Raw genomic sequence first — 22,604 nt, forward strand, 5'->3', positions numbered from 1 at the left:
CCGAGGCGACCTCAGCCGTTGACGCGGGTGGTGAGTCCGGTCGGGCCGCCGGGGCGGCCGTGGCACTGCTTGAACTTCTTGCCCGAGCCGCAGGGGCACTGCTCGTTGCGGCCGACCTTGGCGTAGGGGTCGTCGGCGTTGGTGACGGTGTTGCCCTGCGCCTCGGCCTGGCCCTGCTCGTCCGGGCCGGAGAAGGCCAGGTGCTTGGGAGCCGCAGGCTTCTGCAGGCCCTTCGCGGTGATCTGCGGGGCGCTGGCCGAGGCCTTGGCCGCCTCGGCCCTCAGAGCGGCGGAGATGTCCTGGAGGCCGCCTGCCTGCCCGACACCGACCGGCGGCTCGGCGAGCGCGCCCTCGTGCATCGGACCGGCGTGACGGGTGCCGTCGGGGTGGTAGTGGAACTCCTGCTCCGCCTGCTCGACCTGGACCTCCAGGTTGAACAGGTAGCCCACCGCGGCCTCCTTGATGCCGTCCATCATCGCGGTGAACATGTCGAAGCCCTCGCGCTGGTACTCCACCAGGGGGTCACGCTGCGAGTAGGCGCGCAGACCGATGCCCTCGCGCAGGTAGTCCATCTCGTAGAGGTGCTCGCGCCACTTGCGGTCCAGCACCGAGAGGACGACCTGGCGCTCGACCTCGCGCATGCCCTCGGAGCCGATCTCCTCCTCGCGGCGGTCGTAGGCCTCCTGGGCGTCCTTCTTGAGGAACTCGATGAGCTCCTGGCGGTCGAGGTCGTCCTTGCTGCCGCCGGCCTTCGTGATCAGGTACTTCGGCTCGACCGAGACCGGCCAGATCTGCTTGAGGTCGGTCCACAGCTGGTCGAGGTCCCACTCCTCGGCGTAGTCCTGGGTCGCTCCGGTGACCATGCCTTCGACGACGTCGTCGATGAAGCCCCGGATCTGCTCCTCGAGGTCGGCGCCCTCGAGCACCTCGCGGCGCTCGGCGTAGATCACCTTGCGCTGACGGTCCATGACGTCGTCGTACTTGAGGACGTTCTTGCGGGACTCGAAGTTCTGGCCCTCGACCTGGGTCTGCGCGTTGGCGATCGACTTGGTCACCGACTTGGCCTCGATCGGCACGTCGTCCGGGATCTTCAGGGTGGTCAGGATGCGGTCGACCCACTCGCCCTTGAACAGGCGCATCAGGTCGTCCTCCAGCGACAGGTAGAAGCGGGACTCGCCCGGGTCACCCTGACGGCCGGAACGACCACGCAGCTGGTTGTCGATACGCCGGGACTCGTGACGCTCGGTGCCGAGGACGTAGAGACCACCCAGCTTGGTGACCTCCTCGTGCTCGGCGGCGACCTGCGCCTTGATCCGCTCGACGGTCGGCGCCCAGGCCTTCTCGTACTCGTCGGCGGTCTCGCCGGTGGGCTCCAGACCCTGCTTGCGGAGCTCCTGGTCGGCGAGGAAGTCGACGGAGCCACCGAGCATGATGTCGGTGCCTCGGCCGGCCATGTTGGTGGCCACGGTGACCGCGCCCTTGTGACCGGCCAGCGCGACGATCTTCGCCTCGTCGGCGTGGTACTTCGCGTTGAGGACCGTGTGCGGGACGCCGCGCTTCTTGAGGATGTTGCCGAGGTATTCGGACTTCTCCACCGAGACGGTGCCGACCAGGACCGGCTGACCCTTCTTGTGGCGCTCGACGATGTCGTCGGCGACGGCCTCGTACTTCGCCACCTCGGTCCGGTAGACGAGGTCGGGCTGGTCCTTGCGGATCATCGGCTTGTTGGTCGGGATCGGGACCACGCCGAGCTTGTAGATCTTGTCGAACTCCGACTCCTCGGTCATGGCCGTACCGGTCATGCCGGAGAGCTTCTCGTAGAGGCGGAAGTAGTTCTGCAGGGTGATGCTGGCGAGGGTCTGGTACTCCTCGCGGACCTTCACACCCTCCTTGGCCTCGATCGCCTGGTGCAGGCCGTCGTTGTAGCGACGGCCGGCGAGCATGCGTCCGGTGTGCTCGTCGACGATCAGGACCTCGTCGTTGGCCACGACGTACTCCTTGTCGCGGCGGAAGAGCTCCTTGGCCTTGATCGAGTTGTTCATGAACGAGATCAGCGGGGTGTTGACCGCCTCGTAGAGGTTCTCGATGCCGAGGTGGTCCTCGACCTTGGTGATGCCACGCTCGAGAACGGCGATGGTGCGCTTCTTCTCGTCGACCTCGTAGTCGACGTCGCGGACCATGCTCTTGGCGATCGTGGCGAACTCGTCGTACCACTTCACGTCGTCCTCGGTGGGACCCGAGATGATCAGCGGCGTACGCGCCTCGTCGATGAGGATCGAGTCGACCTCGTCGACGATCGCGAAGAAGTGGCCGCGCTGGACCAGGTCCGCCATCGAGGAGGCCATGTTGTCGCGCAGGTAGTCGAAGCCGAGCTCGTTGTTGGTGCCGTAGGTGATGTCGCAGTTGTAGGCCTCGCGGCGCTGGGCCGGGGTCATCTGCGGCAGGATCACGCCGACGCTCAGCCCGAGGAAGCCGTAGATGCGGCCCATGACCTCGGACTGGTACTTGGCCAGGTAGTCGTTGACCGTGACGACGTGGACGCCCTTGCCGGCCAGCGCGTTGAGGTAGGCCGGGAGCACCGCGGTCTGGGTCTTGCCCTCACCGGTCTTCATCTCGGCGATGTTGCCGAGGTGGAGCGCCGCGCCGCCCTGGATCTGCACGTCGTAGTGACGCTGGCCCAGGACGCGCTTGGTGACCTCACGGACGGTGGCGAACGCCTCGGCCATGATGTCGTCGAGGTCCTCGCCGTTCTCCAGGCGTTGCTTGAACTCGTCGGTCATCCCGCGCAGCTCGTCATCGCTCATCGCGACGAACTCGTCCTCGATCGCGTTGACGGCCTTCGAGATGGCCTCGAGCTCGCGAAGGATCTTGCCTTCGCCGAGGCGAAGGATCTTGTCGAGAATTGCCACGGTGGCGGGCTCCTACTAGCGGCAGACAGATAGCACGCTCACTCTACCCACCTGCCGGTCGCCTGCTCACACCAACGGCGCAAGGAGCGGCGCCAGGTCGCCCTTCGGATCGACCGCGATGGCCTCCAGACCCAGCCAGCCGGCGAGCCGCTCGAGCTCCGCAGCCAGCTCCACGGCGGTCTCCACGGGGGCGTGCGGCTCGGTGAACGCGCCCTTGACCTGGAGGATTCCGCTCTTGCGGTCGGCCTTGAGGTCGACGCGGCCGACGATGTGCTCCCCGAGGAGGAACGGGAGCACGTAGTAGCCGTGGATCCGTTTCGGCGCCGGCGTGTAGATCTCGATCCGGTAGAAGAAGTCGAAGAGGGCCTCGGTGCGCTCGCGCTCCCAGACCAGCGGGTCGAACGGGCTCAGCAGCGCACGGGCGTCGATGCGGCGCGGCAGGCGGGACCCGGAGAAGAGGTACGCCTGCTTGCGGATGCCCTCGACCGTCACCGGCTCCACCTCGCCGGCGTCGATGAGCTCGTTCAGCGCGCGTGTCGTGTCGTCCACGCGCATCCGGAAGTAGTCGGCGATGTCCTTGGCGGTGCCGACGCCGTGGGACCTCGCGGCGCGGCGTACGAGCTCGCGGTGGGCCTCCTCCCTCGACGGCGTCGGCGCGTCCAGGTGGACCCGCGGGATGACCCGCTCGGGCAGGTCGTAGGCGACCTCGAACTGGTCGTTGCGGTGCGAGATCGCCAGCTCGCCGAACATGTAGAGGATGTCGAGGGTCTTGCGCGAGTCGGACCAGTTCCAGCCCCAGTGGTCCTTGGTCTGCGGGCCGGCGTCGTCGAGCGCCTTCGCCGCCTCGCGTGCGGTGAGCGCCCCCTGCTCGGCCACCAGCGCGAGCACCTTCTCCTTCATCCCGTCCGGCACGCTCCCCCACCACTTGGAGCCCTTCTGGGCACGGTAGTGGTCCATCCGCCACTGCATGTGCGGCCACAGCTCGACCGGCATGAACGCCTGCACGTGCGCCCAGTACTCGACCATCCGCCGGTCTCGGTGCCCGCTGCTCGCGCGGTGCAGGAGCCCGGTGTCGTACGCCCCCATCCGGCTGTAGAGCGGCATGTAGTGCGCGCGCTGCAGGACGTTGACCGAGTCGACCTGGAGGACCCCGGTGCGCTCCAGCGTGCGCTGGAACGTACGCATCGTGGGGGTGGTGTGGGGCTTGTCGGCGAAGCCCTGCGCCGCCAGCGCGATCCGGCGGGCCTGCGAGCGGCTGAGTGTCTGAGAGCGGGGCACGAGTCCGACTCTAGAGCCGGTTCCGGACAACTCCCGTCCGGAACCGGCTCCATCGCCCGATCGCGGGTCAGAGCGGGCCGAAGACCTCGCCGACGTCCGCGTCGAGCCCGAGGGTGCCGAGCACGCTCAGGAGCCGGCGCTCCTCGAAGCGGAAGTGGGACTCCATGATCGCCGAGACGCCGTCGAGGTGCTTGCCGACCTCCTCGGGGGTGGCGGCCCGGTCGACGGCGGCCTGGAGGCCGCCGAGGAGGTGGCCGATCATGGAGTGGTCCTGCTCCAGCTTGCGGATCGTCTCGCGCAGCTCGGGACGGGCTCGGGCGATCACCGGGAAGAGCTCCCGGTCCTCGCCCTCGTGGTGGCCGGTCAGGGCCGCGCAGAACCCGTGGCAGAACAGCAGCAGGTCGCGGGCCGCGGGTTCGGCGGGATCTCCCGCGGCGATGGCCTCCTGCGTCACTCGCAGTGCCGTGCGCAGCCGGTCGTGGACCCGCCGCATCTCATCTGCCCAGGCGATCAGCCTGGTCTTCTCGCCCTCAGTCACGTGAGGGCGAAGGGGACGACGACATCGGTCGTGCTCCTTCGTGTCCGGCGCCTCCATGCCTGACACGGTCTGTCACCGGCACGCGACGCTGGCGTCAACCTAACAGCTCAGTCGACGTTGAGGAGCTTCTGGCGCACGGCGTACATGACCGCCTCCATGCGCGAGTGGGCCTGGAGCTTCTCCAGGATGTTGCGTACGTGGTTCTTGACGGTGTTCTCGGAGATGAACAGCCGCTTGGCGATCTCGCGGTTGTTGAGGCCCTTGGCGACCAGGCCGAGGACCTCGAGCTCGCGGTCGGTGAGCTTGGGGCCGGGGACCGGGGAGCGGTCCGGCCGGGCCATCTGCTTGAACTCCTCCATCAGCTTGGCCGCCATGGAGGGGCTGATCAGGGACTGTCCGTCGGCGACGACCCGGATCGCCTGGGCGACCTGGTCGATCGAGGAGTCCTTGAGGAGGTAGCCCATCGCACCGGCCTTGATCGCGTCGTAGAGGTCGGCCTCCTCGTCGGAGACGGTCAGCATGATGATCTTGGCCGAGGGGACGGCCTCCTTGATCGCGGAGCAGGCCTCCAGGCCGGTCTGTTTGGGCATGCGTACGTCGAGCAGCACGACGTCCGGAGCCGAAGCCGCGGCTCGCTCGGTGCCCTCGATGCCGTTGGTCGCCTCACCGATCACCTCGATCCCGGGCTCGCTCGCCAGCAGCGCGACCAGACCCCTTCGGAAAAGCTCCTGGTCGTCGACAACCAAGACGCGGACCGGCTCACGATCGGCACCAGATGTAGATGACACGAATGCATCATGGCACGTATCCCATGACACATGAGGGAATGGCCGGGACTCATCCATCTGAGGGATGGAAAAGTCCCGGCCGACGTGCTTAGGCGACAGCCCTCAGACGAGGTCTGCGCGGTTGAGCGCGATCACCCCGTAGTCGTACCCCCTCCGGCGGTAGACGACCGAGGGCCGCGTCGAGTCCTTGTCGATGTAGAGGTAGAAGTCGTGGCCGACCAGCTCCATCTCGTAGAGCGCCTGGTCGAGCGTCATCGGCTCCGCGGTGTGCGTCTTCTCCCGGACCACCAAGGGCCCCTCCCCCGTCACGGTGATCGGTCCGACCTGGTGCTCCCGGATCTCCTCCTCCTCGAACTGCTCCGACTCGGACGTCGTGGCCAGGCCGTCGGGCTCGATGCCCGCCAGTGCCTGTCCCACGGAAACCGGCGTACGACGGCCGCGGTGAACCCTGCGGCGGTCAGCGGCGCGGCGCATCTGGGAAGCCATCTTGTCGACAGCCAGGTCCAGCGCCCCCATCTTGTCCTCGGCACACGCCTCGGCCCGGATGACCGGACCCTTCGAGTACGCAGTGAGCTCGACGTGTACGGCGCCCTTGTGCTGGCGCGGGTTGGGCTCGTTGTCGACCTCCACGTTGATTCTGATGATCCGGTGGTCGTGCTTCTCGAGCTTCGCGAGCTTCTCTGCTACGTGAGCGCGATAGCGGTCTGAGACCTCGGCGTTGCGGGCCGTGACGACAACTTCCATGGGTACCTCCCGGTGTTTCGGGGTTGGCGGGATCCCGGATGGTCAGCGCATGTGACCTCCGGGGTACGGAGTCCGCCCGGCCGACCTGGTCTTCGACCCCACAACCGCCTGCAGAGGCTTAGCAGCTTGGTGCCACTCCACCTTCTCCCTGCTGGTTCCCGTATCTGACGGGAGGGCAGGGGCAGGACTTATCTCTAAGCCGCACCGTGATCCCCTGTCTCCAGGGTTACGTGGACCGTTTCGCCTGCGACTGGCATCGGCTTGCCGCTCGGATGCCCGCAGTGCGGACCTCCCTGCGACGCAACCACGGACCCAGGCGGACTCCATGTAGTGACGGTAGTTCGCCGATGTTCCCCATGAAAGGCCTTCAACAGAATTACATGGTGGTTTCCTACATTTGAACGCGAGACCGACGCTGGGTGGCCGCCACGGTTGCGATCGCCGTCACCTCCAGACCGACCGATTCCAGCGCTCGTTGAGCCTCCCGCGCGGTCGCGCCGGTGGTGATCACGTCGTCGCAGACGATGAACCTCGCCCGCGGGATCGTTCTGGCAAGTGTCCGGATGCCGGACGCCGGGCAGGTGATCGACCCGGCCAGGTTGGCCTGCCGCTGCCGTGAGTCGAGGCCGGCCTGGTCCGCGACGCCCGGTCTGGTGCGCAGCAGCCGGTGGTGGCGTACGCCGAGCCCGTGCCGCCTCAGCATCGCGGCTGCCCGGCGGGTGACGGCCGCGGTGCTGTCGAGGCCGCGCTCTCGCACCGACGCCGGCCGCGACGGGACCGGCACCAGGACCGTGGGACCGGTGCCTGTCTGCGCCATCGCCTCGAGGACGGAGAGCGCGAGCAGCCCGGCCAGCGGCCGGCGCAGACCGAGGAGCTGGCGCTCCTTGAGCCCGATGACGAGCTGCTTGAGGGTGCCCTCGTAGGGCCCCGCCGCGAAGGCCGGGACGATGCCCGGCGGCGCCGGGCTCGGCGGGCTCGACCCGGCACGGTCCGGGAGCGCGGCGTGGCAGTCACGACAGAGCAGGCGGCCGGCTCGGTCGCAGCCGACGCAGCGACCGCCCACGACCAGGTCGTGCCAGGCGTCGGCGAGGTCGAAACGGAGCCCGAGACGATCAGGCACGGTTGCTCGAGGGCTCATGGGTCGAGTCGACCAGGGTGGCTGCCGCGGGGCAACCGGGTGCTGCGTACCTGTGGATAGAGCTGTGGAGAATCAGCCCTGGTAGGTGACGTCGGAGATGTTGGACGGCATCCCGAGGTCGAACCGGTCGAGCGGGTCGAGCAGGGTGGTGCCGGAGACGGCGTAGAGACGGGCCGAGGCCACCGGGGAGCCGACGACGCCGGTGACCCGGTCGCTGAGGGTGTAGCGCTCGCCGCTGGGCGCGCCGTCGAGCGAGACCGACTGGAAGAGCGCGGTCGAGCTGATCTGCTGGACCGCGACGATGGTGGTCGGCGAGGTCCAGGCGATGTCGGTGACCCGCATGGTCGCGGAATCCGGGTGCGGCAGCAGGACCGCCGACGTACCGGACACGATCTGGCCCTTGGAGGAGGCCTGCAGCCGGCTGACGACGATGCGGTCCGAGGACACGCCGTCGATCACCGCGACGAACCGGGTGCCGTCGCGCGAGACCAGGAACCGGGTCACGTTCTCGCCGGTGACCCCCGGGATGGCGACGCGCACGCGGCGGTCGCCGTCGACGTACATCACCCGGGCGCCGGTCGAGTCCTTGTCCACCAGCCACAGCCGGCCGGCGAGGTCCCAGGAGGGCCTGAGCAGCCGGGTGCCCTTCACGGGCGCCTGGGTGATCTCTCCGTCGCTGGCCAGCTTGCCGACGAGGACGCCGGTGCGGTCGGCGGTGATCGCGGCCGCGCTCGAGTTGGCGGCGTCGACGGCCACGTCGGTCACCCCGTGCGAGTCGGCCCAGCCGCCGAGCACCGGGACCCACGGGTCGCCGTTCTCGCCGGTGCTGGTCACCAGCGCACCGTCACGCAACGCGTAGAGATCGACCCTGGCTGAGGTGCCGTTGGGGTCGTAGCCCCCGCTGCTGTCGACGTCGAAGGTGTCGCCGTAGCCCGGCAGCACCACCGGCTCGCCGTCGATCGTGAGCCGGATACGTTCCACGCTGGCGTCCTGGCGCAGGGTCCAGGCCAGCTGGGCGCCCATGAGCTGGAGCTCCTCGGAGTCGAGGTCGCCCAGGTCACCGGCCAGGTCGACCTCGGCGACCCCGTCGCGAATGTTCACCGAGCGCGGCTCGTCGGCCGCGGCCGGGAGCGCGCTGCGGATCACGCCTCGCTCCTCCTCACCCGGGCCGCTCAGCAGGCTGGAGACGAGGGTGGTGGCGTAGGCGGTGCCCTTGGGCGCGAAGATCGGCTCCGGCACCAGGGTGTGGCCGGTCGGCTCGACGTAGTAGAGGTTGCTGCGGGCGAAATGGGTCAGGAACCAGTCCTCCTCGACCACCAGGGCGTCCGGGGCCGAGCTGATCCGCCACTCGCCCTCGGTGCGGGTCAGCTCGAAGTCGAGGATCGCCTGGGAGGCGGCCAGTGCACCGCGCCACACGCCGCGCTCGTCGAGCCAGCCGGCGTCCTCCAGCTCCACCGAGACCCGGGGTGAGGAGCCGACGTGGCTGCCGAGCTCGCCGTAGACCAGGGTGCGGCCGGCCGGCGCCCAGTTCTTCGCCGCGTCCTTGGTGAGGTAGCGGCGGGCGTAGGCGGTGCTCATCGGGGTGGCCTTCATCGCGTCGAGGAACCCGTCGACGATCTCCCCCGGTGATGCGCCCGCTCGTGGCGCGCCGGGGTTGTAGGGGATGAGCTCCTCCTGGGCGTCCGGCGCGGCCAGGTCGACGCGCTGCACGGAGCCGGAGTCGGGCACGCTCGAGCACGCCGAGGCGAGGAGCGCGACCGCGGTCAGCACGACGGCGAAGAAGGACCTCACGATGCCTCCAGGGTGTCGCGGGCATCCGCGGGAACGAGCGGGAGCGGGCTGTGCCGCAGCGCGGCCCCGGCGTAGCGTGGGAGCGTGAGCCGGAACTGTGCACCCTGGTCCGGGCGACCCCAGGCCTGCAGCCAGCCACCGTGGAGATGGGCGTCCTCGAGCGAGATCGACAGGCCGAGACCGGTCCCGCCGCTGGAGCGGTCACGGGCGGGATCGGCCCGCCAGAACCGGTTGAAGACCAGGGCCGTCTCTCCCGGGGCGAGCCCGACACCGTGGTCGCGCACGGTCAGCGCGGCGGCGTGCTCGTCGCTGTCGACCCGGATGGTGACGGTCTGGCCCACGAGCGCATGGTCGGTGGCGTTGGCCACCAGGTTGCGTACGATCCGCTCGACCCGGCGATGGTCGACCTGGGCGATGCACGGGTGGTCGGGGGCGACCACCTTCAGCTCGATGTCGCGCTTGGCGGCCAGCGGTTCGTACGCCTCGACGACAGCCTGGGCCAGCGCGGTCAGGTCGGTGTCGTAGAGGTCGAGCACCGCGGCTCCGGCGTCGAAGCGGCTGATCTCGAGCAGGTCGCCCAGGAGGGTCTCGAACCGGTCCAGCTCGGTCTGCAGCAGCTCGGCCGCCCGGGCTGTCGGCGCGTCGAACCGGTCCCTGGCCTCGTGGAGGACGTCGCTGGCCATGCGGACGGTGGTCAGCGGCGTACGCAGCTCGTGGGAGACGTCCGAGCTGAACCGTCGCTGGACCCGGGAGAGGTGCTCGAGCTGCCGGATCTGGTTCTGCAGGCCGCTGGCCATCTGGTTGAACGAGATCGCCAGGCCGGTGAGGTCGTCCTCGCCGTGCACGACCATCCGCTCCTCGAGGCGGCCGGCGGCGAGCCGTTCCGCGGTCCGGCGGGCGATCCGGATGGGCGTGACGACATGGCGGGTCACGATCCAGCTGCCGACGCCGATCAGCAGGATGAGGATCGCGCCGGCGGCCAGCAGCCCGCGGGTGATGACGCCGAGCGTCTCCTGCTCCTGGTCCATCGGGAACAGGAAGTAGATGTTGTAGGTGTCGTCGTGCAGCTCCAGCTGCGACCCGATCACGATGCCGGGTGTCGAGGAGCGCTCGCCGTCGTCGTAGGAGATCCGGGTGTAGGTCCAGGCCGGCTCGGCGCGGATCGTCTGGAACCGGTCCTCCAGGGCCCGCGGGACGCTGCGTACGTCCACACCGGGTGTCCACTCGACACCGTCGTCGCTGATCCGGCCCGACGTCGACGTCACCGGACCGGCCATGACCACGCCGTAGCCGCGCGAGAGGCTGCGCTGGATGATCGGGTCACCCAGGTCGTTGCGCTGCAGCGGCGTGCCGCCGTTGGCACCCGAGGTCTCCGCGATGCTGGAGCGGGCCGCGGAGAGCTCCTCGGAGGCCTCCGCCTTCGCCGCCGCGACCCGGTCCTGGACCAGCTCGTCGCCGATCTGGTCGAGCAGGATCAGTCCGACCAGGCTGACGGCGGCCGCGGTGAGCAGCACGGTGTAGACCACGACACGGGTCTGGATGGACCGGCGCCAGGTGGTCAGGAGCTTCTTGGGCGTCCGGGCGGCTGCGCGGACGACCTGCTGGAGTGTCACACGGGCCCTGCCTTGTAGCCGACGCCACGGACGGTGACGACGATCTCGGGATTCTCCGGGTCGTGCTCGACCTTGGAGCGAAGTCGCTGGACGTGCACGTTGACCAGCCGGGTGTCGGCGGCGTGGCGGTAGCCCCACACCTGCTCCAGCAGCACCTCGCGGGAGAAGACCTGGTGGGGCTTGCGGGCCAGACACTCGAGCAGGTCGAACTCCAGCGGGGTGAGCTGGATCTGCTCGCCGTCACGGGTCACCTGGTGGCCGGCGACGTCGATGGTGAGGTCGCCGATCTCCAGGATCTCGGGCAGCGACTCGCCGTGCCTGCGGACCCGGGCCCGGATCCGCGCGATCAGCTCCTTGGGCTTGAACGGCTTCACCACGTAGTCGTCGGCCCCGGACTCCAGCCCGACGACCACGTCGACCGTGTCGCCCTTGGCGGTGAGCATGACGATCGGCACGCCCGACTCCTTGCGGATCTGCTTGCACACCTCGATGCCGTCCATCCCGGGAAGCATCAGGTCCAGCAGCACCACGTCGGGCTTGTAGTTGTGGAAGGCGGGCAGCGCCAGGTCACCACGAGCGACCAGCTGCGAGTCGAAGCCCTCCTGTCTCAGCACGATCGCCAGCATCTCGCTCAGCGAGGCATCATCATCGACGACGAGGACCTTTCCCTTGGCGGGCTGGTCGGGAGCGCTGCGATCGGCCATGTGTCCGATTCTGTCACCCGGTGCGTGCGACGCATCACATGAGCCACCCGAAAACGCCGCGTCGGCGCGTCTGCCCCGGTCTTGTGGGACGGACGCGCCGACTCGGACGGTGATCAGTAGCGGTAGTGGTCCGCCTTGTAGGGACCCTCGACCGGGACGCCGAGGTAGTCGGCCTGAGCCTGGTTGAGCTCGGTCAGCTCGACGCCGAGGGCGTCGAGGTGGAGGCGGGCGACCTCCTCGTCGAGCGCCTTGGGCAGGACGTAGACGCCGATCGGGTAGTCGTCGGTCTTGGTGAAGAGCTCGATCTGGGCCAGCGTCTGGTTGGTGAAGGAGTTCGACATCACGAAGCTCGGGTGACCGGTGGCGTTGCCCAGGTTGAGCAGGCGGCCCTCGGAGAGCACGATGATCTTCTTGCCGTCGGGGAAGATCCACTGGTGGACCTGCGGCTTGATCTCGTCCTTGACGATGCCCGGGATCTTCGCGAGGCCGGCCATGTCGATCTCGTTGTCGAAGTGACCGATGTTGCCGACGATGGCCTGGTTCTTCATCTTCTCGAAGTGCTCGACCCGGATGATGTCGAAGTTGCCGGTCGTGGTGATGAAGATGTCGGCGGTCTCGACGACCGACTCCAGGCGGCGGACCTCGTAGCCGTCCATCGCAGCCTGCAGCGCGCAGATCGGGTCGATCTCGGTGACGATGACGCGAGCACCCTGGCCGCGCAGCGACTCCGCCGAGCCCTTGCCGACGTCGCCGTAGCCGCACACGACCGCGACCTTGCCGCCGATCATCACGTCGGTGGCGCGGTTGATGCCGTCGATGAGCGAGTGGCGGCAGCCGTACTTGTTGTCGAACTTCGACTTGGTGACCGAGTCGTTGACGTTGATCGCCGGGAAGAGGAGCGAGCCCTCCTTGAACCGGTCGTAGAGGCGCAGGACACCGGTGGTGGTCTCCTCGGTGACGCCCTTGATGCCGTTGGCGATGTTGGTCCAGCGCTGCGGGTCGTTCTTCAGCGACCGGTCGAGGACCCGGAGGACCTCCTTGAACTCCTCGTTGTCGGTGGAGTCCTGGCCCGGCACGGCGCCGGCCTTCTCGAACTCGACACCCTTGTGGACGAGCAGCGTGATGTCGCCGCCGTCGTCGAGGAGCATGTTGGGGCCGATCTTGTTGCCGGCCTCGTCGGTGAAGTCGAAGACCTTCTCGGCCTCGTCCCAGTACTCCGCCAGGGTCTCGCCCTTCCAGGCGAAGACCGGGGTGCCCTGGGGGTCCTCCGGGGTGCCCTTGCCCACGACGACGGCCGCGGCGGCGTGGTCCTGGGTCGAGAAGATGTTGCAGGTGGCCCAGCGCACGTCGGCGCCGAGGGCGGTCAGCGTCTCGATGAGCACGCCGGTCTGGATGGTCATGTGCAGCGAGCCGGCGATGCGGGCGCCCTTGAGCGGCTGGTCCTTGCCGTAGCGCTCGCGCATGGCCATCAGGCCCGGCATCTCGTGCTCGGCGAGGGTGAGCTCCTTGCGGCCGAACTCGGCCAGGCTCAGGTCGGCAACCTTGTAGTCCATGGTTATTCCTTACCGAATGTCATGCGGGCCTGCGTCGCGCATCTGCGCACCAGCGGGATCTCCCACGCAGGGTCTTCCCAGACTACAAGCGGCCCTCGGCGTCCGCGGTAATCCTGGACGGCGAACGCCACATGATCATCAGGTGACTCATCACCGCACCTGCGACCAGCGGCAGCCCGACCAGCGCGACCGCCACCGGCACCCCGATGACACCGGACCCGAGACCGACGAAGGCGTACGTGACCAGCGCCACCGTCTCCTCCCCCACCCCGAGCACGCTGGTCACGGTGGCCCGGGCGGGGCCCTGGATGCTGTCCTGGAGCCTGGTCTCGGCCACGATCATGGCGTTGTTGAGCAGGCCGTAGCCGAGCGCGATGCCGAGGAAGCCCACATAAGGGTGCACGAGCGCACCGGCGGAGATCGGTGCCGCTCCTCCCCCGACGACCGCCGCGAGCGTACGTGGTGACATCCGCGCGGTGCGGCCGGCCAGCGCGGTGCCGACCGCCTGGGCGAGCGTGGCGAGAGCGACCAGGACCGGGACTGTGGTCGCCGCGACCCCATGAGCATCGGCGACCAGCGGGAAGAACTCGTCGTACGCCGTCATCCCGACCAGCACGGACGCCACCAGCAGCGCGCGGCGTACCGAGGGCGTCCGGGATGCCTCGGAGAGTCCGGCGCGGAGCATCACCAGATATCCGGCGGCGTCCTCGTCCGATTCGCCGTCCGTCTCACGTCCACCGTGGCGCGCCGACCGCGACACCGGCAGCGTCGCGGCCAGGAGGCCCTGGACGAGCGCCACCCCGATCGACGCCACCCCGACCAGCTGATAGCCGCCGGCGTGCAGCAGCGGCACCGCCGCCAGCTCCGCGAGCAGGGTGAACACCAGCGCGGAGGAACGCGCATAGCCGATCAGGCGCGGGTAGCGCGCGCGTTCACCACGCACCACCAGGTCGTCGTAGAGCAGCGCCTCGAAGGTTCCCGACATCAGCGCACCGGACACACCCCACAGCACGAAGCCCAGGGCGAACCCGGCGTACGACGGCCACCACGTCCAGGCCGCGAACGCGGCGGCATGGATCAGCGCCGAGGCCACCAGCAGGTGGCGTCGGTCGACGGTGTCGGCCCAGGCACCGGAGGGCACCTCGGCGACGAACGCCGTCACCGACCAGATCACGAACAGCGACGAGATCTGCCCGGCGGAGAGCCCGTGCTCGGCGAAGAGCAGGGCGTAGACCGCATAGAGCGGGATCGCGTCACGCGAGGCGTGGTAGGCGAGCACACGCAGCGTACGGCTGCGCTCGGAGAGGTCGTGCCCGGAGAGTTAGATCGGGTGCATGCTCCGAGGCTAGCCCCGGAATCCGCCGATGGTCAGTGCTTTTTCTTGAACGGCAGCAGGTGGAGCACGCCGACCACGATCGCGCCGACGATGAGGCCGACGACCGCGGAGAAGAAGGTGTTGACCAGCCAGCCGGCTGCCGCGCCGACGGCGCCGAGGGCGTGGTGGACCTCTTCCTCGAGGTGGTGGACGGTGTCGTAGGGCCACGACCAGCCGGGGTGGCCGGCGGCGAGGCCGTTGACGTCGTGGAGACCGACCAGGATCAGGTGGCCACCGACCCAGAGCATCGCGACGGTGCCGACGATCGAGATCACGGTGAGCACCTTCGGCATGGCCGAGACCATGCCCAGACCGAACCGCTGGGCGAAGGCGCCGGAGCGCTGGGAGAGCGAGAGGCCGACATCGTCCATCTTCACGATCAGGGCGACGACGCCGTAGACCACGATCGTGATCAGGAAGGCGACCGCGACCAGCGCGCCGAGGCGCATCCAGAAGCCCTGGTCGATGACCTCGTTGAGCGCGATCACCATGATCTCGGTGGAGAGGATCAGGTCGGTGCGTACGGCTCCGGCGATCATCGTCTTCTCGGCCTCGGGCCCCTCGAGGACGACCGGCGTCTCGTGGGTCTCCGCGTGCGGCCGGACCCACTCCAGCACCTTCTCGACACCCTCGAAGGCGAGGAAGGCACCACCGATCATCAGGATCGGGGTGATCGCCCACGGCGCCCACTGCGCCAGGATCAGCGCCACCGGAAGGATGATCAGCAGCTTGTTGCGCAGCGAGCCGAGGGCGATCTTCTTGATGATCGGCACCTCGCGCTCGGCGGCGATGCCGTGGACGTACTGCGGCGTCACGGCGGTGTCGTCGATCACGACACCCGCGGCCTTGGCCGAGGCTTTGCCGGCGGCAGCGCCGACGTCGTCGACGGACGCAGCCGCCAGCTTGGCGATGGCGGCTACGTCGTCGAGGAGTGCGAAGAGTCCGGCGCTCATGCCGTCGCCTCCGTAGCGAAGGGCGAATAATACGGAGGCGACGGCCTGAGGCTTACTGTCGCTCGCTGACGCTCGCTCATGCTCGGAACCTTAGCGGGTGGTGCGTGCTACTCGACGCCCTGCTCCCGGAACCGCTCCGAGAGCGGGTACTCACGGAAGTAGTCCGTCTTGATCCGCAGCCAGGTGCCGTCGACGATCATCTCGTCGATCGCGTCGTCGGCCTGGTCCTTGAGCCCGTCGCCCTTGCGGAAGACGAAGGCGATCGGAGCCTTGTCGGAGGGGTAGACGATCCGCTCCTCCATCGGGATCGGGGCACTCTTGATCAGCCCCTCGGTGAACGGCGCGTCGTAGAAGAACGAGTCCGCCTTGCCCGAGGCGACGGCCTCGAGCGCGGCCGCCTCGTTCTTCCGCTTCACGATCTCGGCCTTCGGGAACCGCGCCTTGAGGATGCTCTCCTGCGCGGTGCCGTCCACGATGGCGACCCTGGTGCCGTTGACGTCCTTGAGCTTCTTGATCGGTGAGTCCTTCGGGGTGGTGAAGGACAGGTAGGTGACGAAGTAGGGGTGCGAGAAGTCGTAGACCTCCGCGCGTTCCTCGGTCACGCTCACCTGCGACGCGATCATGTCGATGTCGCCCGCGTCGAGCGCGGTGAACAGATCGGCGAAGTCCATCGGGACGAACTCCGGCTTGATGCCGAGGGACTGCGTGACGCCGAGGGCCATCTCGTAGTCGAAGCCCTTCGCCGAGGATCCTTCGTGGTAGTACACCGGCCTGCTGTCCAGCACGCCGATCTTGAGAGCTCCGTCGTCGGCAGCGCTGCTGCGCCTGGCGGAGGACGGGCCGGTCGTCTCCACCGTGTTGGAGACCACGATCAGGATCACCAGAAGGGTGACCGCGCCCGCAAGGATGAACTTCAGGGATTTCATACGACGTCCTGGTGTGGGGGAGGGGTGCGCCGAGACACGCGACCCGGGGCGAGCCGGGCCAGCGGGCATCGTAGGCTACTGGACTTCAGGCGCCCCAAAGTGGGGCGAGCGGGTTCAGGCTCAGGCGCCCTTGTCCTTGAAGACCTCCGAGAGCGGGTACTCCTTGAAGTACTCCTTCTTGATCTTCAGCCACTCCCCGTCGAGGATCATCTGCTCGAGAACCTCGTCGACCTGGTCCTTGCGCCCGTCGCCCTTCTGCATGACGAAGCCGATCGGGGCGTCGTCGGCCGGGTAGACGATCGCCTCCTTCAGCGGGAACCTGTCCTGCCAGCGAGCGATGATCGGCGTTGTGTAGGGGGCGTCGTAGAAGAACGCGTCCGCCTTGCCGTCCTGGATCGCCTTGATCGCGGTGTCCTCGTCCTTGGCCTTGATGACGTTGACGTTCTCGTACTGCTCGTCGAGGTAGCGCTCGTGGATGGTGCCCTCGACGACCGCGATGTTCTTGCCGTCGATGTCGGCGCGCGTCTTGATCGTGGAGTCCTCCGGGGTGAGGAAGGACAGGTACGTCACGAAGTAGGGAGCGGTGAAGTCGAAGTCCTGCTTCCGCTCCGCCGTCTCGGTGACCTGAGCGCCGATCATGTCGATCTCGCCGGCCTCGAGCGCGGTGAAGAGGTCACTGAACTCCATCACGACGAACTCCGGCTTGGCACCCATGCCTTCGGCGACACCGAGCGCCATCTCGTAGTCGAAACCCTTGGTGACGCCGTCGACCTTGTAGTAGGCCGGCTCGGTGCCGTCCACGCCGATCCGCAGAGTGCCGCCAGCTGCGGCACTCTCCTGTTCGGTCGCCTTCGGTGCCGGGTCGGCAAAATAGCCACCGATGACGAGGACCCCCAGGAGGGCCAGGGCGCCGGCGACGACGAGCTTGATGTGGTTCATGCGAAAGTCCTGTTTTTTCCGGGATGGTGGGGCATGCCCGTCACGTCGGCGCCGAGAATCCACGACGTGCTGGCCACGAGTGGCCGGACGAGGTTGCATCAAACACCTGTCCAGTCCCCCACGTCCAGGTTTTCGACGATCATCGTTACGTTCCGTGTCTGAACCTTCACCGTGGCCCGTGACACAGATCACGCGCATCGTTCACCAAATCGGTTGATTCGTCACCCTTCGAATTCAAACACAGGATTCCGCGCTTCAGACGCCCTTTTCCTTGAAGACCTCGGAGAGCGGATCCGCCTCGAAGTAGTCCGTCTTGATCTTCAGCCACTCCCCGCTGAGGACCATGTCCTCGATGACGCCGTCGATCTGCTGCTTGCGCTCGTCGCCCTCGCGGACGACGAACCCGATCGGGGCGTCCTGGGCCTGGTAGACGATCGGCTCGGTCAACGGGATGGGCGAATCCTCGATGATCGACGCGGAGTACGGAGCACCGTAGAAGAACGCATCGGCCTCACCCCTCCGCATCGACGTGACCGCGGCCACCGCATCCGGGGTCTTGACGATGTTCACGTCCTCGTACTGCTCCCGGAGGTAGCGCTCGTGGACGGTGCCCTCGACGACTGCGATGTTCTTGCCGTCGACGTCCTCGCGGCTCCGGATCGTCGAACCCTTGGGAGCGAGGAAGGACACGTACGTCACGAAGTAGGGAGCGCTGAAGTCGAACTCCCGCTCCCCCTCCTCGGTCTTGGTGACCTGGGCACCGATCATGTCGATCTTGCCCGCCCGAAGGGCCGGGTGGAGCTCGTTGAAGTCCATCTCCACGAACTCCGCCTCCGCGCCCATGCCCTCGGCGACGCTGCGCGCCATCTGGTAGTCGAAGCCCTTGGCGACCCCGTCGACCTTGTAGTAGGCCGGCTCGGCGCTGTCGACACCGATCCGAAGGGTGCCGCCGACCGTGGCGCTCGCCTTGTCGCTCGCAGAGGGGGCCGGATCGGAGAGCCGGCCGCTGAAGACGATGGCGCCGAGGATCGCCAGGGCACCGGCGACGACGAACTTGGTCTGGTTCATGGGAGGGGGATCCTGTTCCAGGGAGGGGGATGCGGCCTTGATGTGACCGATTTGTTGCCAAATCAAACAGGAGCCCACTCTCCGGCGTCCAGGGGTCTCACATCATGGCGACGCTCCGCCAACGAACCTGACCGCACGACATGACGCAGATCACATGGATCTGTCCGTCACGCGGAATCAACCGTCGTTGACCAGACCCAAACGAAGATACTCCGCGGAGTATGTTCCCTGGAGCAGCAGAGACGCGTAGCGGGCGACCTCCGTGCTCGCGTTCGCCTCGACGACCTCCACCCGTACGCCGCGGGCGTCCGCGGCCTCGGTGAGGGAGCGTCGCTGCTCGACCATGATCGGATCGGTCGCGCCGTCGTCGAGGATGACCAGGACGGGACGTACGGACGACTGCTCCTCGGCGAAGGGGTCGTCGAAGACGTTGCGCGGCCGCGCCGCCTCGAGGACCGGGAGCAGGTCGTCGGCGTCGCCGGCGATCGCACCGCGGCCGCTGGCCCGGCGCAGGCTCTCCGCGACCCGGCGGGCGGCGCGGGCGGCCAGGACGGAGCCACCCCACACGACCGGGAGCGAGTCGGCGAGCGAGATCGCCAGGATCTTGCCGGGGTTGACCGAGATGTCGCGATGCGGAGAGCAGGCCGTGGCGACGTCGTCGAGCGCATCGGCCACCTTGCCCGCGTCGGCCTCCGGACCGAGTCCGACCGAGTTGAGGTAGGTGAGCATCAGGATCGCCATCGCGAGCGTGTCGCCGCCCTCGACCGGGAGCAGGGTGCTGTCGCGACCCTCGGCGTGCTGGGCGACCAGCGACTTCTCCGGAGCTGCCACGACCAGCTGGGCGCCGCGGCGCACGGCCTCGGCGGCGGCCGATGCCTCACCCGGGTCGGCGCCGGTCGGGGCCAGCACGACCACGAGATCCAGGCTTCCGGCCCAGCCCGGCAGGCCCGGGGCCGGCCAGGCGACGAACGGCACCGGGCAGTACGGCTCGAGGACGGCGCGCAGCAGGCGCGAGTCGGGACCCGCGGCGACGACGGCCCGGGGTCGGCCGGACTCTGCCGCGCGGCGTACGGCCTCCTGCAGGGGCCCTGCGGCGCCCGCCGCCTCGCGGCGGACCCGGGCCCCGGACTCGGCCAACGAACGCAGCAGCAGGTCGATCCCGGCCAGCGCCCGCTCGTCGTCCAGCCTCGACTCGTCGAACCAGGTCATCGGAGTCACTCGCCCTTGGTCGGACGGGCCTCGTCGATGAGCAGGACGGGGATGCCGTCGCGTACGGGATAGGCCAGGCCGCACTCCCCCTGGCAGACCAGCTCGCTGTCAGCCTCGACGGGCAGCAGGTCGCCATGGCACTGCGGGCAGACGATGATCTCGAGCAGCTTCTCGCTCAGGCCCAAGGCGCTCATGCGGAATTGTCCTTTCGGATGATGGCGAGCGCCTCGTCGCGCACGCGCTCCATGGTGAGTGTGTCCTTGCCCTCCGCGTTGAGCCGCAGCAGCGGCTCGGTGTTGGAGGCGCGGACGTTGAAGGACCAGTCGGCGTGGGAGAGGGTCAGTCCGTCGAGCTTGTCGACGGTGACGCCGTCGCGCCCTGCGTACGCCCTCTCGATCTCGGCCACGGTCGCGGCCTGGTCGGGCACGGTCGAGTTGATCTCGCCGCTCATCGGGTAGCGGGCGTACGCGGCCAGCAGCTCGCTCAGCGGCTTGTCGGACTCGGCGAGGGCGCCGAGGACGTGCAGGGCGGCGAGCATGCCGGAGTCTGCGCGCCAGAAGTCGCGGAAGTAGAAGTGACCGCTGTGCTCACCACCGAAGGCGGCCCCGGACTCGGCCATCACGGCCTTGATGTAGGAGTGGCCGACACGGGTGCGCACCGGGGTGCCGCCGAGCTCGGTGACGATCTCGGGGACGGCGCGGGAGGTGATCAGGTTGTGGATGATCGTCGCGCCCGGCTCCTGGACCAGGGCACGTTCGGCGATGAGGGCGGTGATCGCGCTCGGGCTGACCACCTCGCCCCGCTCGTCGACCAGGAAGCAGCGGTCGGCGTCACCGTCGAAGGCCAGGCCGGCGTCGGCGCCGGTCTCGCGCACCTTGGCCTGCAGGTCGACCAGCGTGGTCGAGTCGAGCGGGTTGGCCTCGTGGTTGGGGAAGGTGCCGTCGAGCTCGAAGTACATCGGGATCAGCTCGACCGCCTCCTCGCCCAGACGGCCGAAGACCGCCGGCGCGGTGTGGCCGGCCATGCCGTTGCCGGCGTCGGCGACGACGGTGAGCCTGCGGCCCTTGACAGGAGCCAGGGAGAGCAGGTGCGCGGCGTACGCCTCGAGCACGTCGGTCTCGCTGATGCTGCCGGCGACCTGGGCGAGCGGGGCCGCCCCGGAGATGACCAGGTCGCGGATCTCGTCGAGCCCGCTCTCGGCGCCGACCGGGACCGCGTTGGCCCGGCACAGCTTGATGCCGTTGTACTGCGCCGGGTTGTGGCTGGCGGTGAACATCGCGCCCGGCAGGCCGAGGTGGCCGGAGGCGAAGTAGAGCTCGTCGGTCGAGGCCAGCCCGATCATCGTCACGTCGGCGCCGGCCTCGGTCGCGCCCTCGGCGAAGGCCCCGGAGAGCGCGGGCGAGCTGGGACGCATGTCGTGGCCGACCACGATCTCGCCGCCGCTGGCGCCGACGACGTGGACGAAGGCCCGCCCGGCGAGTCGGGCGAGGTTCTCGTCGATCTGGTCAGGGACGGTGCCACGGACGTCGTACGCCTTGAACACGGCGTTGGCGACGTCGGGGTCGACTCTCTCCGGCATGTCCGGAACTCTAGTCGTCCTACTCGGACGTCAGCACGCGGAGGTGGCCGCGGCGGGTGCCCCCGGGACGAGCCTGGCCGTCGCTCGATCCGGGCGCGTCGCCCTCGTCCGGTCCGGTGGTGCCGGCCGGTCCTCGCGGAGCGGGAGCCGGCGGGCGGGCGGCCTCACGCACGGCGTCGGCCAGCGCGAGCAGGTCATCACCCTTCGGCTGCGGGTCGACGGGCTCACGGGCCAGCCGGACGACCTCCCAGCCCCGGGGCGCGGAGAGGCGCTCGGCGTGCTCCTCGCACAGGTCGTAGGCATGCGGCTCGGCATAGGTCGCCAGCGGGCCGAGGACGGCCGTCTGGTCGGCGTACACATAGGTGAGCGTGCAGACGGCTTGGCGCTGGCAGGCGGTTCGCGAACAACGACGAGCAGTCACGAGTGAACCGTACTCCCCTGACGCCAGCCGCGCAGTTAGGCTCGCGTACATGACCAGGCACAGGGATCGACATGGCCGTGGACGACGCGGACCGATGGCCGTCCCGACCGACCCGAAGGTCCCGGTCCTGCGCACCCGACGCGAGCGCTTCGACGACATCGCGCTCGGGATCGTCACCGAGATCGACGGTCGCTGGCAGTCGAGGCTCGGCCTGATCGAGTACGCCGTCGAGGAGTCGCCCGACATTCCGAAGGAATGGACCGTCGACGACCACATCCCGCTGGGTTCGCTGGAGCGCGGCTCCGGCGCCGACCCGGCGCGCCTGGTGATCTACCGGCGACCGATCGAGCACCGCTGCCACACTCGCGCCGAGGTCGAGGCGATGGTGCTCATGGTCGTGGTGGAGCAGGTCGCCGACCTGCTCGGGATCGACGCCGAGGATGTCGATCCGCGCTATCAGCCCTGAGGCTCTGGTGGGTCGTCCCGTCTTACCTGCCCTTGGGTACTGAGATTTTGGGGCTGGTCTGGGCCGCCGACCCTGTCCTCGAGTATTTCTCGACCTGCCCCGGAGTCAAGGACGGCCTGCGGCCGCCGGCTACGCCGGCCGCTTCGCGGTCCTTGACACCGGACCATGTCGAGAAAGATTTGGCTGGCTATCAGGGGCGGCGGCCCCAGTGTGGCCGGGAGACAGTCGCCCCTCGGGAGGTAGACGCTCCACGGTGAACGAAAATTCATTCACCCCCGCGGAAGAAGACGCTCTCCTGGGTGAACGAAAATTCGTTCACCCCCACCAATCCGCCCAGCCTCCTCCGGGTGAAAGAGAATTTTCTTTCACGGACCGAGCCACCCTGGGGCACGGTCGACAGCAGTGAACGAAAATTCGTTCACCTCGGATCCCAGGCCCCTACCCAACCCACATCACCGCGCCACACCCCTGCCGCCGACCCGATAACCAGCCAAAAATTCTCAGCGACGGCCGGTGTCAAGGACCGCGAAGCGGCCGGCGAAGCCGGCGGCCGCAGGCCGTCCTTGACGCCGGACGCCGCTGAGAACACCCTCCCGTAACGGGTCGGCGGCA

The 22,604-nt window shown here is 68.5% G+C and carries 20 protein-coding genes; 1 reads left to right on the forward strand and 19 read right to left on the reverse strand.

Annotation, left to right across the window (positions count from 1 at the left end; translation table 11 throughout):
- Positions 1 to 11: 11 nt before the first annotated feature.
- From secA to ACWZJV_RS08765, 19 genes are all read right to left on the reverse strand, one after another.
- On the reverse strand, positions 12 to 2,909 hold the full coding sequence (gene secA, locus ACWZJV_RS08675) for a preprotein translocase subunit SecA (protein WP_457181160.1): 2,898 nt from the start codon (positions 2,907 to 2,909) through the stop codon (positions 12 to 14).
- A gap of 66 nt (positions 2,910 to 2,975) precedes the next feature.
- Entirely contained in the window at positions 2,976 to 4,187 is a 1,212-nt protein-coding gene (locus ACWZJV_RS08680; protein ID WP_008364130.1) for a winged helix-turn-helix domain-containing protein, read from the reverse strand.
- 67 nt (positions 4,188 to 4,254) lie between these two features.
- The gene (locus ACWZJV_RS08685) at positions 4,255 to 4,725 is read right to left on the reverse strand and encodes a hemerythrin domain-containing protein (protein WP_457181162.1); all 471 of its coding nucleotides are present in this window, start codon (positions 4,723 to 4,725) and stop codon (positions 4,255 to 4,257) included.
- Between the two features lie 107 nt (positions 4,726 to 4,832).
- Positions 4,833 to 5,513 carry a response regulator gene (locus ACWZJV_RS08690; protein ID WP_040757484.1) on the reverse strand — a complete coding sequence of 227 codons (681 nt, stop codon included), beginning with the start codon at positions 5,511 to 5,513 and terminating at the stop codon, positions 4,833 to 4,835.
- Between the two features lie 102 nt (positions 5,514 to 5,615).
- Positions 5,616 to 6,257, reverse strand: a complete 642-nt coding sequence (hpf, locus tag ACWZJV_RS08695; protein WP_008364127.1) for a ribosome hibernation-promoting factor, HPF/YfiA family — start codon at positions 6,255 to 6,257, stop codon at positions 5,616 to 5,618.
- Between the two features lie 391 nt (positions 6,258 to 6,648).
- Positions 6,649 to 7,395, reverse strand: a complete 747-nt coding sequence (locus tag ACWZJV_RS08700; RefSeq protein WP_457181163.1) for a ComF family protein — start codon at positions 7,393 to 7,395, stop codon at positions 6,649 to 6,651.
- A 72-nt stretch (positions 7,396 to 7,467) separates the two neighbouring features.
- On the reverse strand, positions 7,468 to 9,186 hold the full coding sequence (locus ACWZJV_RS08705; RefSeq protein ID WP_457181164.1) for an LpqB family beta-propeller domain-containing protein: 1,719 nt from the start codon (positions 9,184 to 9,186) through the stop codon (positions 7,468 to 7,470).
- Complete coding sequence (mtrB, locus tag ACWZJV_RS08710; RefSeq protein ID WP_008364122.1) at positions 9,183 to 10,799, reverse strand: MtrAB system histidine kinase MtrB; 1,617 nt, start codon at positions 10,797 to 10,799, stop codon at positions 9,183 to 9,185. Before mtrB ends, ACWZJV_RS08705 begins: the two co-directional genes overlap by 4 nt.
- Complete coding sequence (mtrA, locus tag ACWZJV_RS08715; protein ID WP_457181165.1) at positions 10,796 to 11,503, reverse strand: MtrAB system response regulator MtrA; 708 nt, start codon at positions 11,501 to 11,503, stop codon at positions 10,796 to 10,798. The genes mtrB and mtrA overlap by 4 nt, the downstream gene beginning before the upstream one ends.
- Before the next feature lie 113 nt (positions 11,504 to 11,616).
- Positions 11,617 to 13,056, reverse strand: coding sequence for an adenosylhomocysteinase (gene ahcY / locus ACWZJV_RS08720; RefSeq protein WP_008364118.1), 1,440 nt, complete (start codon positions 13,054 to 13,056; stop codon positions 11,617 to 11,619).
- A gap of 82 nt (positions 13,057 to 13,138) precedes the next feature.
- Positions 13,139 to 14,335, reverse strand: a complete 1,197-nt coding sequence (locus tag ACWZJV_RS08725) for an MFS transporter (protein WP_008364115.1) — start codon at positions 14,333 to 14,335, stop codon at positions 13,139 to 13,141.
- An 89-nt stretch (positions 14,336 to 14,424) separates the two neighbouring features.
- On the reverse strand, positions 14,425 to 15,384 hold the full coding sequence (locus tag ACWZJV_RS08730) for a DUF808 domain-containing protein (protein ID WP_008364113.1): 960 nt from the start codon (positions 15,382 to 15,384) through the stop codon (positions 14,425 to 14,427).
- A 107-nt stretch (positions 15,385 to 15,491) separates the two neighbouring features.
- Positions 15,492 to 16,310, reverse strand: a complete 819-nt coding sequence (locus ACWZJV_RS08735; protein WP_008364112.1) for a substrate-binding periplasmic protein — start codon at positions 16,308 to 16,310, stop codon at positions 15,492 to 15,494.
- A 120-nt stretch (positions 16,311 to 16,430) separates the two neighbouring features.
- Positions 16,431 to 17,249 (reverse strand): substrate-binding periplasmic protein, encoded by an 819-nt coding sequence (locus tag ACWZJV_RS08740; RefSeq protein WP_008364110.1) that lies wholly within the window; start codon positions 17,247 to 17,249, stop codon positions 16,431 to 16,433.
- A 255-nt stretch (positions 17,250 to 17,504) separates the two neighbouring features.
- Positions 17,505 to 18,317, reverse strand: coding sequence for a substrate-binding periplasmic protein (locus ACWZJV_RS08745; RefSeq protein WP_008364108.1), 813 nt, complete (start codon positions 18,315 to 18,317; stop codon positions 17,505 to 17,507).
- 177 nt (positions 18,318 to 18,494) lie between these two features.
- Positions 18,495 to 19,526: an SIS domain-containing protein gene (locus ACWZJV_RS08750; RefSeq protein ID WP_457181166.1), complete on the reverse strand. Its 1,032-nt coding sequence runs from the start codon at positions 19,524 to 19,526 to the stop codon at positions 18,495 to 18,497.
- A gap of 5 nt (positions 19,527 to 19,531) precedes the next feature.
- Positions 19,532 to 19,720, reverse strand: a complete 189-nt coding sequence (locus ACWZJV_RS08755; RefSeq protein ID WP_045552122.1) for a Trm112 family protein — start codon at positions 19,718 to 19,720, stop codon at positions 19,532 to 19,534.
- The gene (locus ACWZJV_RS08760) at positions 19,717 to 21,105 is read right to left on the reverse strand and encodes a phosphomannomutase/phosphoglucomutase (RefSeq protein ID WP_457181167.1); all 1,389 of its coding nucleotides are present in this window, start codon (positions 21,103 to 21,105) and stop codon (positions 19,717 to 19,719) included. Before ACWZJV_RS08760 ends, ACWZJV_RS08755 begins: the two co-directional genes overlap by 4 nt.
- A 19-nt stretch (positions 21,106 to 21,124) precedes the next feature.
- Positions 21,125 to 21,577, reverse strand: a complete 453-nt coding sequence (locus tag ACWZJV_RS08765) for a DUF3499 domain-containing protein (protein WP_457181168.1) — start codon at positions 21,575 to 21,577, stop codon at positions 21,125 to 21,127.
- A 43-nt stretch (positions 21,578 to 21,620) separates the two neighbouring features.
- Between ACWZJV_RS08765 and ACWZJV_RS08770 the strand changes: the two genes are divergently transcribed.
- Entirely contained in the window at positions 21,621 to 21,992 is a 372-nt protein-coding gene (locus ACWZJV_RS08770; protein WP_457181169.1) for a metallopeptidase family protein, read from the forward strand.
- The last annotated feature ends 612 nt before the right edge of the window (positions 21,993 to 22,604 follow it).

This window comes from Nocardioides sp. WG-D5, from assembly GCF_054031175.1.